Raw genomic sequence first — 11668 nt, forward strand, 5'->3', positions numbered from 1 at the left:
AGCCACAGGGTGCTGTGGCATACTCACGGCCACCTGCAGTCCAAATAAATAGAAGCAATATGGATCAAGAAGCTCGCTGCATCATCGGGGTCGACCTTGGCACGACGAACAGTCTTGTCGCAGTCTGGCGCAATGGCATCGCGGAACTCATACCCAACGCATTGGGTAGCGCACTGACACCTTCCTGTGTCAGCGTACTCGACGACGGCAGCATCATCGTCGGTGCGGCGGCCCGCGACCGACTCGAATCGCATCCGAAAGTCACTGCCGCCGTTTTCAAGCGCTATATGGGCACGTCGCGCACCACGCGCCTCGGTTCGCAGGCCTTCCGGCCGGAAGAGTTGTCCGCCTTCGTGCTCAAATCGCTCAAGGCAGATGCCGAAGCCTTCCTCGGTCACCCGGTGACGGAAGCCGTCATCACAGTGCCCGCCTATTTCAACGATGCGCAGCGCAAAGCCACCCGCGCGGCCGCCGAACTGGCGGGACTGCAAGTGGCTGGCCTGCTCAACGAACCGACGGCCGCAGCGCTCGCGTACGGCCTGCACGAGAAGAACGAAAGCGGCTTTCTCGTGTTCGATCTGGGCGGCGGCACGTTCGACGTATCGGTGCTCGAACTCTTCGAAGGCGTCATGGAAGTACGCGCGACCGCTGGCGATAACCTGCTCGGCGGCGAAGACTTCGTCGACGCCCTGCTGTTCGCCTTTGGCGAGGCCAGCGGACTGATCGCCGACCTGCGCGCCGACAAGCCCGCGTCGTACGAAAAGTCGCTCGAAGTCTGGCCCGAATCGCTGCTCGTCGAACTCCGCCCTCAGGCGGAGCGCGTGAAGCGCTCGCTCACCGATAACGCGAGCGTGTCCATGCAGTGCGAATGGGCGGGAAAGACCTACCAGTGGGACGCCTCGCAAGACGCCTTTGCCGAGCGTTGCGAGCCGCTGCTCGCCCGACTGCGCGCCCCGGTCGAGACGTCATTGCGCGATGCGCGCATCCGCCCCTCGTCACTCAATGCCATCGTTCTGGCCGGTGGCGCCACGCGCATGCCGATGGTGCGTCGGCTGGTCAGCCTGATGTTCGGCCGCTTCCCCAACATCGAACTCGATCCCGATACCGTCGTCGCGCTCGGGGCTGCGGTGCAAGGCGGTCTCAAGGCACGCGACGCCGCGCTCTCCGAGATCGTCATGACGGATGTCGCGCCGTACTCAATGGGCATCGACACCGCTATCGAAGTGCGCCCGGGACATTTCTCGTACGGTCACTACATCCCGCTTATCGAACGCAACACCACCGTCCCGGCGAGCTACGTGAAAACGCTGGTGCCGCTGCAAGACGGTCAACGTGAAATCGAATTGCGCGTGTTTCAGGGCGAGGCTCGCCACGTACAACACAACATCCTGCTCGGCAAAGTCAACGTACCGCTGCCCAAGCAGGTGACGCGCGACACGGGGCAAGTGGATGTGCGCTTCACGTACGACGTGAACGGCATTCTCGAAGTCGAAGCGAAGGTGCTCGCCACCGGTCAGACCCATCGCCTCGTGATCGAAGAAAACCCTGGCGTGCTGACGGCCGACGAAATCCGCGAACGACTCGACGCGCTCTCGCGCATCAAGATTCACCCGCGCGATCAGTCCGAGAATCAGGCACTGATCTCGCGCGGCGAACGCCTCTACCTACAGGCGCGCGGCGACATGCGGGCGGCAATCGACAATGCGCTCACCCATTTCCAGGCAGCGCTCGAGACGCAGGACGAAGCACGCATTCGTGAGGTCCGCCCTCAGATCGCCAGCCTGCTGGATCGGATCGACCACGACGTCTGGCAATAGGTGTTCTCGGCAGCACAGCTAGCGAAGGCCCTGCGGGGCCAACCGTTCATCGCCATTCCAAGCTTCCTAACGACATGACGCATCCGATCCCCTTCGCCGCGTGGTGGCAAGCGTTGCAGATTGAGCAGACCACCGATGTCGCGCTGATCCGGCGCGCCTACGCCGCCCGGTTAAAGCAAGTCCGTCCCGAGGACGACCCGGAAGGCTTCCAGCGCCTGCGCGGTGGCTATGAAGCCGCGCTTGAGTGGGCGCGCAGTCAGGCACGCGAGGCCCCCGTAGTCGAGGCAGTCGATGCTGTCGAGGCCGTCGATAGGGTCACCCAGCCGGACAGCGCCGCATCGTCCCTTGCCGACACCGCAAGTCCTGCCAGCCCACGTGAATCGGCAGACGCCGTCAGCGACGAGCCCGCCGAGCCGGGAACCGAGGCCTCCCCCGCCATCGACATCGTCCAGCAAGCGTTCGTCGCCTTCGACGGCTGGCTGCGCAGCTTGCCGGAAGAGGTCTGGCAGTACGACCGAAAGACGATCGGTCAACTCGCGCAGGGTAACGATTCGCGCGTGGTGGACTCGTTCGCGGAAGTACGGGCAACACCCGCCTTCGTGCAGTTGGAATTTGCAGAGGCGTTCGAATACCACGCCATGCGCTTCGCGGCCCATCAGGGCAGCGCACCGGCCATCCGGATGGCGCTCGCCGACCTTTACGGCTGGGCGGAAGACTACCGCTCGGCGAGCCGCTTCGGACAGGACCTGGCCAACGAGGCGCTCTGGCGAACGACCGTCGACAATATGTTCGCGAAGTTCGTCCACAGCCGCAGGCATTCCTCGGCAGCGGGCTTGCTGCTGGATGGCAAACGTCCGTTGCCGACGTGGCGCATCATGGACAACGGTGCGCTCGCGGACATGCGCAAGACGCTGATCAGTCTCGATGGCGAGCTACGTGCCATGCGCGATCAGGCGTTCGAGCCGGAGTTGCTCGACGCGTGGCGGGCCGCCGTGCAGCGCCCGCGCGTCACGCAGGCGTGGATCGCTTATATCGCTGCGTTCGCCATCGTGATCACCACGCTCTTCGGCGTGCGCATTGCCACGACGCCCGACAGCGAACTGCTCGCTTACATGCGATCCCTGTCCGATGGCATGGCTGTGGCGTTGATCGTGGGTTACTGCGTCACGGTCAGCGCCGTACTCGGGGGCATCACCCTTTGGGTCACCTACCGATACGGCCCACAGATCGACAGACACCTTCGGAAGCTCCGGGAAGGCTGGAACGCCAACGTCGGCCAGCGGCTCTGGTTCCACTTCGGGTGGTATGGCGTGGCAACGCTCACCGGCGTGCTGTCTATTACCGGAATCGGCGGCACTGAGCTGGGCACCCCCACTGCCGTCGTGGCGCTCTCGCTCATCGGCGCAATATGGGCCGTGGTCGCGTCCTTCCCACTCTTCGCCCAAAACCTGCTGGGCATCGTGGGCATCCTGTTCTTCTACACGGTCGCGACGACAACGGTCTGGGTCAGTCTCGTGGGCCGTCTCGACAACTGGGAGATGCTCAACTGCACCACGATGGCGTTAGGCGCGGTGCGTCTGCTGCCGTACGTGCACGAGCGGCTGCGCCAGAAGCACGAGAACGCGCTGGCGGGGGTGCTTGCGGTGGTCATCGCCATCGGCATTGCCGGGGTCTTCATGGGTGACTCGCTGGGCTGGACGATGCCGACATGGCTTCAGGTCAGCGTCTGGCTCTGGTGCGCCATCGTCAATCTGCTGATCACCATCTTCTTTGCCTCACGGGTGCATCACTGGGCCCTGTTGTACTTGTTCTGGGTCGTGCCCGGCACCGGGATCGCGTTGACGTCGAAACTCGTGCCGCCCTACTACGCCATGATTGTCGGCGTGGTCCTCGTCGCGCTCGTGACGCTGCTGCTGGAAATGTGGCGCGTGTGGATGGCGAAGCCGGTCACGCGTCGCGCACCGACGTCCTGACCGGTCGGACAGAAGGGGCGCGCTGCCGGTAGCCGGTCAGCGCGTCCCTTTTTCATTTCATGCGGGACAAACCGCTATCGACTTAACGACGCCAGCGCAGCGGCCGACGCAACGGGTGCCGTTGCGGCCCCGTCGCCATCCACACCGGCCCCGCGCCGACCATTGATGCGGGAGCATCGGACATCGCAGCCGCCTCGTCCGCTTCGTCCTTGTCGACGGTCTTGCTCGTGTCGATGAACAGCGCGGCGATAACGCCCGTGCCGAGCAACACCGCCGAAATGGCGAACGGCACGTTGTAGCTGCCGCTCGTCTCGATCAGGTAGCCGAACGCCACCGGCGAGATCATGCCAGCCAGCCCGAAGCCGGTGTTCATCATGCCGCCCGCCGTGCCCGCATACTTGCCCGCGATATCGAGCGGCAACGTCCAGAGCACAGGATTCGTGATTTCGAGGAAGAAGAACGACGCCGAGAGCAGGAACACCGCCACCATCGGGTCGGACACCATCGTCATCGGCAACAGGAACGCCAGCGAGCCGCCCATGCCGACAACCAGCACCGACACACGAGCGAAACGCAAGCGTCCCGTCGCCTTGTAGAGCTTGTCGGACACCACACCGCCCAACGTGTCCCCGACCACCCCGGCGAGCAGCGGCAGCGCCGTGAACAAGGCCAGTTGCTTGAGATCGAAGCCCTGCGACTCGCGCAGATACGACGGCATCCACGTCAGATACACCCACAGCAGCCAGCCGTAGCAGAAGTCGACGAACGTCACGAGCCACATGCGTCGAATGAGCTTGCGCCACGGCGTCGACGCACGCTTGGCCCGTTCACAATCCCCCGGTCGGTAGCCGATCTCGGCGGCCTCCTCGGGCGTAACGCGTCGGTGTTGCTCAGGCGTGTTGGTGAACACCTTCATGTAGAGCGCGGTCCAGATCAAGCTCACCACACCCAGCACGATGAACGCCTCACGCCAGCCGAACGCCACCACGATGGCGAGCACGACCGGCGGCGTAATCGCCCCGCCCAGACGCGCAAAGCTGTGCGTAATGCCCTGTGCAAAGCCGCGCTCGCCAACGGGCATCCAGTAGGTGAAGGCGCGCGTTGCCGTCGGGAACGCACCGCCCTCCCCGATGCCCAGCAGGAAGCGCAACGCCACGAGCGCCGCGATACTGCCCGCAAAGCCGGTCGCCAGCGTCGCCACGCCCCAGATGAGCGAAAGCACCGTCAGTACGAGCTTGGGCCCGTAGCGGTCCGCCAGCCATCCGCCGAAGATCTGCATTGCGGCATACGGATAGGCGAAGGCAGAGAACACGAGTCCCAGTTGCACCGTCGTCAGTCCCATCTCCTGTCGGATGAAGGGGCCCGCGACGGCAATGTTGACGCGATCGATGTACGAGATGAAATACATCAGGCACATGACCGCAAGAATGATGTGGCGCGTTTTCACGCGACCGGTACGCTTGTCCATGTTGTCTCCTATGTATTTACGTCGCACACGTCATGCGCATGCGATCGTGTCCTGCACCCGGGAAGCGATGGCCGCCTCGGGTCGTTACTGTTGCAGCAGTTTGAGTCGTTGCACCTTGCCCGACGGGCCACGCGGCAACTCGGTGACGAAGCGGAACTCCTTCGGGGTCTTGTAGCGACCAAGCGTTTGCAGACAGTGCTCGCGCAACGCCTGCACGTCGGCAGACGCGCGCTGGGCGTCGCCTGGTTCGCGCAGCACTACGAACGCCACGATCTCCTGTCCGTAGGCCGGGTCGGGCACGCCGACGGCAGCCGCCTCCAGCACATCGGGATGCCGCAGCAGCGCCTCGTCGATCTCGCGCGGCGCGATGTTCTCGCCGCCTTTGATGATCAGTTCCTTGGCGCGTCCGGTGATGTAGAAGTACCCGTCGCTGTCGCGATGACCGAGATCGCCGGTGCGCAACCAGCCATCGGCCGTGAATGCGTCGGCAGTCTCGTCCGGACGTTTGTAGTAACCGCGCATGATCTGCGCGCCACGCAGCACCAGTTCGCCGGTCTCGCCAGCATCGGCTTGCGAGCCGTCGCGACGTATTACTCGCGCATCACCGCCCGAGGGCAGTCCCACACTGCCGATGCGGCGCAAGTGCGCATCGAACGGATTGCTGAAGACGGGCGCGGCGGTCTCCGTCATCCCCATCGTCTCGATGATGCCGATGCCGAAGCGCGCCTCGAACGCCCGATGATGGTCGGCGGGTAACGCCGCCGATGCACTGCGGCAAAAACGCAGCCCGGCCAGCGCAGCGCGCGCCGGGGCGTCGCCTTCGAGCAGGTAGGCGACGATGGTCGGCACGACGTTGATCCATGAGCACCGCGTGGCCGTGACGTCGCGCCAGAACGTGCTCGCAGAGAAGCGCGGCGCCATCACGACCGAGCCGCCGTGGAACAGCGGCGTCAGCAACGTCACCACCAGACCATTGATGTGATACAGCGGTAGCGAGGCCAGCACGCGGTCCTCATGCGTGAGCCGATGCTCGGCGCTGATGAACGCAGCGTTGGCAAGCAGGCTCCCATGCGTGAGCAGCACGCCCTTGGGCACCCCTGTCGTTCCCGACGTGTACATGAGCAGCGCGACTTCGGCCAACATCGACGACGCTGGCGAGGCCAGCGACGGTACCGCCGCCATCGACGGGATCTCAGGCAGAGCCGTGGCATCGGGCGACGTGCACACCAGCGCCACCGCCCGCGTCATCCCCTGTTCGCGTGCGGCGTCCACCGCTTGCGTGAGCGCTGGCAGCATCGTCTCGGAGACAAAGATCAGCCGCGTGTCCGAGTGCTCGACGATGTATTGCAACTGCGTCGGCTGACAAAGCAGATTGATAGGATTGACGATCAGGCCGCTGTACATCGCAGCGAGGATCATGCGTGCCGACTGCGGACCGTTGCCCATGCACACGGACACAATGTCGCCCGCGCGCAGGCCAGCCGCTGCAAACCGCCTCGACAGCTCCTGGCAATCGTCACGCAACGCACGGAAGGTCAGCGGAACGGCATCGCCGTTTTCATCTCCATCGGTCAGCGCCAGCAAGTACGGACGTTCGCCGTGCGTGTCCGCCTGCCGCTCAATCAGATCACGCAACGTACTTGCGTTCGCGACGAGCGATTCATGCGCTGCGGCAAGGGCAGCGGAGACGGGGTTCATGGGCGCGTTCATCGTCCGAATCTCCCGAAATAGTCGGCGAGCAGATCGTCGGCCTCGGGCACTTCGGCGGCGATGGGATAGGCCACGCGCGTGACGTTGAGGTATTGGCGGTAGCCGAGGTTGTCGGTGAAGTTGTTCCGGCCCCAAGTGCCGCAGCCCATCGACAGCGAGAACGGCAGACCGTTGTCGAAATTCCCGCCGGTGGCGAAGCAGTGCGCCTGATTCACGATCACGCGCGCGACCGGCAACGTCTCACCCAGTTGCAAGGCTTGCGCCCTGTCGGCGCCATGCAGGCCGACCGAGTGACCCGCGCCCATGTAGCGGTAGATGTTCGAGACGAGCGACACGGCATCGTCGAAGTCGCGGGCACGATAGACCGTCAGCACCGGCGAGAGCTTTTCACCCGAGAACGGGTAATCCGAGCCGGTGCCCGACTCCTCGACCATCAGGAATTTGGGATGCTGAGCCGCGACGTCTTCGAGTCCGGCCAGACGCGCAATCCGCTCCGCCGACTTGGCCGTGCAAGCGCCGGAGAGCTTGCCGTCCACCCACATGACGTGTGCCAGCGCCTGCTTCTGGTCCGCGCTCAGCAAGACGCCACCGGCGGCGTGTAATGCATCGATCATCGCGTCGTAAACCCGGCTTTCGATCACGACACTGTTCTCCGACGAACAACTTGTCGCGTTGTCGAACGTCTTCGAGCGGGCGATCTTGACGGCGGCATCCGGCAGATCGGCGCTCTGTGTGACGATCGACGCGACGTTGCCCGCGCCGACGCCGAACGCCGGTGTGCCGCTCGTGTAAGCCATGCGCACGTTCGCCTGCGAGCCGGTCGCCACGATCAGGTCGGCCTGACGCATGAGCGCCGCCGTAGCGGCCTTGCTGATCGGCTCCGGCAGCATCTGTACGAGATCCGGCGAGAGACCCGCTTTGACGAGTTCTGCATGCACAAAGCGCAGCAGCAACGCGCACGCGCTGTAGCCCTTGGGCGACGGCGCAACGATCACCGCATTGCCACACTTAAGCGCATTGACGATCTTGTTTGCCGGTGTCGCAGCCGGATTGGTCGACGGCGTGATCGCAGCCACCACGCCCACCGGACGCGCGATCTCGACAATGCCCTTGCTCGCATCCTCGGCAATCACGCCGTGCGTCTTGCGGCCGTGCAGATCGCGCAGCAGGCCGAGCGTCTTGCGGAAGTTCTTCTGAATCTTGTCGTCGACGTTGCCCAGCCCGGTGTCGTGCACCGCCAGTTCGGCGAGTTGGCGGTTGCGCGCCGGTTCCATGATCGCCCACGCCGCCGCGCTCGCCGCCGTGTCCAGCGCCTGCTGTCCGGCAGCGGCGAAGTCGCGTTGCGCGGCCCTTGCCCGCGCGATGAGCTGCGCAACCTGTGCCTCGACGTCGGCCGTATCGTTGCTCGCGTGCGGCGCTGACGTGCGAGCGTCCGACGGCGGAACGACAGCTCCGAGAGCCCGTGAATTCATGAGACGCCTCCTGATGGTTTTCGATTGGGTTCGCGTAACCAATCTAGCCAACACACGACGCGTCGCCGGTCTCAAATTCCCGGTCAAGCCGGACACCTTCGGAGGGTGTAAAGGGTGGGTCGAAATTCGGGACCGCATAAGTCCGCAAAAGTAATCAAACCGATGCAGAATTGCGGTAACGGGCGAGAGAATGAGAGAACAACGACAAGACTTCGCCACAGGCAACGTCAGATTGCCGAGGGGGACATAGCAACACTCAGGAGACGACATGGCCGCATCGAATCAATCGAACGCCGCCGCAGTGCGCGCGTTTCGCGTGCTCGAGACCCTCGCCGACGCAGGCGGTCCGCTATCGATGATGGATCTCGTGAACGCGCTTGGACTGCCCAAGCAAACGGTGCATCGCATCCTCACGCAGTTGAAGGATGCATGGCTGATCACCCGCAGCGACGACGACCGGCGCTACGAATGCTCGCCACGCGTGCGCGCACTGGCCATCAATGTGTTGATGCAGACGGGGCCTGCTGCAGCGCGTCATGGTTTGCTGGAGCAACTCGTCGCGCGCATCGGCGAGACGTGCAACCTGACGATGCTCTCGGGCAACGATGTGATCTACGTGGACCGTGTGGAGACGGAGTGGCCGCTACGCATGCATTTGCAGCCCGGCTCGCACGTCCCGCTGCACTGTTCGGCGAGCGGCAAGCTGCTGTTGAGTTTCCTGCCGAAGGAACGTCGCGAACATCTGATCGACACACTGCCGTTGCGCCGTTTTTCCGACCAGACGTTCACCGACCGCGGCGCATTGCGCGCCGAGCTGCAACAGACGCGGCGTCGCAAGATGGGCATCAACAATCAGGAGCATTTGCAGGGGCTGATCGCAATTGCCGTGCCCGTCATGCTCAATCGCAACCGGGCGTGTGCCGCTATCGCTGTGCAGGCCCCCATCGGTCGGCTGACGCTCGACGACCTGCTGGCCTTCGAGCCCGAACTACGCTTCGCAGCAGAAGAGACCGCACGCACCTTCAAGCACTGAGCGGCCCTCGCTCGCCGCATGTCATCGCCCCGCCCTGCGCGTGGCGCGCTTCACCTTCCCTCCTGGCGACACCCGCGCGCACACCTGTCCATTATCTGAACAGGTGTCATGCCTGCGGACGCCCGTTCGCCCCCCGAAAAGTCCCCTCAATCGTCTAGATTCTTACGTTTCGAGACGCTGGCATCGAACTTGCTGATCCCTGTGGGCGACGACTTGAAAGTCGCGCCGCATTCCCCCTCGCACAGGTTGATTTCAACATCGTTATCACAAGGATGCCTATCGTGGACAAGATCGAACATCTCGAACGTCAGATCAAGGAACATCACGCGACGCTTGCACATCACCCGGTATTCCATTCCATCGAATCGATGCAAGGTTTGCAGACGTTCATGGAGTGGCACGTGTTTGCCGTCTGGGACTTCATGTCGCTGGTCAAGCGTCTGCAGGCCGACCTCACGACGATCACGCTGCCGTGGATCGCACCGCGCAATATTCATGCCGCCCGTCTGATCAACGAGATCGTGCTCGGCGAGGAATGCGACGAGACGCCGCAAGGCCCGATGAGCCACTTCGATCTGTACCTCGCCGCCATGCGCGACGTCGGCGCCGATACGCGCCAGATCGAGAAGCTGATCGACCTGCTCGTCAAGGGCCATAGCGTGAGCGCTGCGCTCGCCGCCGTCGACGCCCCCGCGCCGGTGCTGCGCTTCGTCAACTCGACGTTTGCGACCTGCTACGAAGGCAAGACGCATCAGGTGCTCGGCAACTTCTTCTACGGCCGGGAAAACGTGATTCCCGACATGTTCCGCACGCTGCTCGACGGCTGGCAGATCGATCCGAAGAGCGTGCCGCTGCTCACCTTCTATCTGGAGCGTCACATCGAAGTGGACTCCGGCGAACACGGTCCCGCTGCGCGCGCCATGATCGTCGAGGCCGCCAATAACGACGAGCGTCTGATGATCGAAGCGCTGGAAGCGGGCCTGCGCGCTATCGACGAGCGCCTGCGTCTGTGGGACGGGCTGCACGAACACATCGTGGCGTCGCAGAAGGAAGCCGTCGCTGCATAAATCGTTTGCGCGATTCGTTTGCGAGCACCTTTTTATGAGGCAGGACGGTCGGGGGACCGGAGGGGCGCGGCCGGCAGCACGTGCTGTCGGCCGCACGCGCCCCCTTACATCCTTACACCCCTCACCGCATGCCGCATGCGCTCCCATCCGAATCCTGAGTCGCAGGTCCTCTGCCGTCCCCCATATTCCGAGGCAACGCCATGTCATTGCAGAGTTACGTCAGCCACGCTGACCAATGGGAACAACGCGCCACGATCCGTTCCCGTCCGCGCCGCATCGTCGAAGACGACGACCTCAGCTACTACCCCGTCGAGCGTCAGCCGCTGTACGCCCACCCCGCCGTGATCGACGCCGGCCGCGAGGTGCAGGACTACATCCTGCTGCAAAGCTTCTACAAGTACATCAACGACGTCATCATCTTCGAGACGGAGATCGTGAACCGCACGGCGCTGGCTATCGCCAAGTCGCGCTTCCCGTTCGAGTTTCCGTTCGCGTGCCGCAGCGACGCCATGTCCGTGGTGATCGACGAGAACTACCACGCTTACGTGGCGATGGACTACCTCGACCAGGTCGAGCGCAGCACCGGCATCGGCCCCATCGAGCAAAACCGCGAGATCGAACTCTCGCGCGCCATTCCCCGCGCTATGGAATACGTGCCGCCGCAATACGCCGCCGGGATGGAATTGCTTGGCGTCGCGATCTCAGAGAACACGGTGACGGCCGAGGTTGCCGCCTTCTCGCGCGACACCACGCTCAAGCGCTCGGTCAAGGGGGTCATGGCCGACCATCTGGCCGACGAGGGCCGCCACTCGGTCTTCTGGATCAATCTGGTCAAGCTGTACTGGTCGGAGATCGACGAGACGGCGCGCATCGAACTCGGACGCGGCCTGCCGTTCTTCCTGCGCGAGTACCTCACCAACGAGTTGCAACTCGAATTCGACCGCCGCCTGATCGGCACGCTCGATCTGCCCGCCGCCACGCGCGAACAGATCGCGAAGGACATGGTCGGCGCATACCCGATCACCAACCAGCACCCGATGATCGTCAACATCCGCAAGTTCTTGAAGATGGCGGGGCTGCTCGAACACGAACCCACTCGCGCGGCCATCGCGCAATACCTGTGAGGAA

The 11668-nt window shown here is 63.8% G+C and carries 8 protein-coding genes; 5 read left to right on the plus strand and 3 right to left on the minus strand.

All coding sequences use genetic code 11. From position 1 onward, the window contains the following. Positions 1–59 precede the first annotated feature (59 nt). Together ACIQWO_RS20180 and ACIQWO_RS20185 are read left to right on the plus strand one after the other, a co-directional pair. Positions 60–1817: an Hsp70 family protein gene (locus ACIQWO_RS20180; protein ID WP_402828023.1), complete on the plus strand. Its 1758-nt coding sequence runs from the start codon at positions 60–62 to the stop codon at positions 1815–1817. Between the two features lie 74 nt (positions 1818–1891). Continuing rightward, positions 1892–3790 (plus strand): hypothetical protein, encoded by a 1899-nt coding sequence (locus ACIQWO_RS20185; protein WP_402828026.1) that lies wholly within the window; start codon positions 1892–1894, stop codon positions 3788–3790. An 82-nt stretch (positions 3791–3872) separates the two neighbouring features. On the opposite strand, the gene ACIQWO_RS20190 is transcribed toward ACIQWO_RS20185, so the two are convergent. From ACIQWO_RS20190 to sauS, 3 genes are all read right to left on the minus strand, one after another. Continuing rightward, positions 3873–5258 (minus strand): MFS transporter, encoded by a 1386-nt coding sequence (locus ACIQWO_RS20190; RefSeq protein WP_402828029.1) that lies wholly within the window; start codon positions 5256–5258, stop codon positions 3873–3875. A gap of 84 nt (positions 5259–5342) precedes the next feature. Next, a complete protein-coding gene (locus ACIQWO_RS20195; protein WP_402828262.1) occupies positions 5343–6956 on the minus strand; it encodes an AMP-binding protein in 1614 nt (537 codons plus the stop codon). Positions 6957–6964: 8 nt separating this feature from the next. Beyond that, positions 6965–8440 (minus strand): acylating sulfoacetaldehyde dehydrogenase, encoded by a 1476-nt coding sequence (gene sauS / locus ACIQWO_RS20200; RefSeq protein WP_402828032.1) that lies wholly within the window; start codon positions 8438–8440, stop codon positions 6965–6967. Between the two features lie 268 nt (positions 8441–8708). Between sauS and ACIQWO_RS20205 the strand changes: the two genes are divergently transcribed. The 3 genes from ACIQWO_RS20205 (at position 8709) to ACIQWO_RS20215 (ending at position 11664) form a co-directional block, all read left to right on the plus strand. Next, positions 8709–9473 (plus strand): IclR family transcriptional regulator, encoded by a 765-nt coding sequence (locus ACIQWO_RS20205; RefSeq protein ID WP_402828035.1) that lies wholly within the window; start codon positions 8709–8711, stop codon positions 9471–9473. Between the two features lie 281 nt (positions 9474–9754). Next, the gene (locus tag ACIQWO_RS20210; RefSeq protein ID WP_150738834.1) at positions 9755–10540 is read left to right on the plus strand and encodes a DUF3050 domain-containing protein; all 786 of its coding nucleotides are present in this window, start codon (positions 9755–9757) and stop codon (positions 10538–10540) included. Between the two features lie 200 nt (positions 10541–10740). Beyond that, positions 10741–11664: a diiron oxygenase gene (locus ACIQWO_RS20215; protein ID WP_402828040.1), complete on the plus strand. Its 924-nt coding sequence runs from the start codon at positions 10741–10743 to the stop codon at positions 11662–11664. Positions 11665–11668: the final 4 nt, after the last annotated feature.

The organism is Pandoraea sp. NPDC090278, from assembly GCF_044772185.1.
Classification (GTDB): Bacteria; Pseudomonadota; Gammaproteobacteria; order Burkholderiales; family Burkholderiaceae; genus Pandoraea.

Bases quoted from the DNA above. Each gene is read 5' to 3' on its own strand.
- ACIQWO_RS20180 (WP_402828023.1), top strand. From the start codon at position 60: ATGGATCAAGAAGCTCGCTGCATCATCGGGGTCGACCTTGGCACGACG.
- ACIQWO_RS20185 (WP_402828026.1), top strand. From the start codon at position 1,892: ATGACGCATCCGATCCCCTTCGCCGCGTGGTGGCAAGCGTTGCAGATT.
- ACIQWO_RS20190 (WP_402828029.1), bottom strand. From the start codon at position 5,258: ATGGACAAGCGTACCGGTCGCGTGAAAACGCGCCACATCATTCTTGCG.
- ACIQWO_RS20195 (WP_402828262.1), bottom strand. From the start codon at position 6,956: ATGAACCCCGTCTCCGCTGCCCTTGCCGCAGCGCATGAATCGCTCGTC.
- sauS (WP_402828032.1), bottom strand. From the start codon at position 8,440: ATGAATTCACGGGCTCTCGGAGCTGTCGTTCCGCCGTCGGACGCTCGC.
- ACIQWO_RS20205 (WP_402828035.1), top strand. From the start codon at position 8,709: ATGGCCGCATCGAATCAATCGAACGCCGCCGCAGTGCGCGCGTTTCGC.
- ACIQWO_RS20215 (WP_402828040.1), top strand. From the start codon at position 10,741: ATGTCATTGCAGAGTTACGTCAGCCACGCTGACCAATGGGAACAACGC.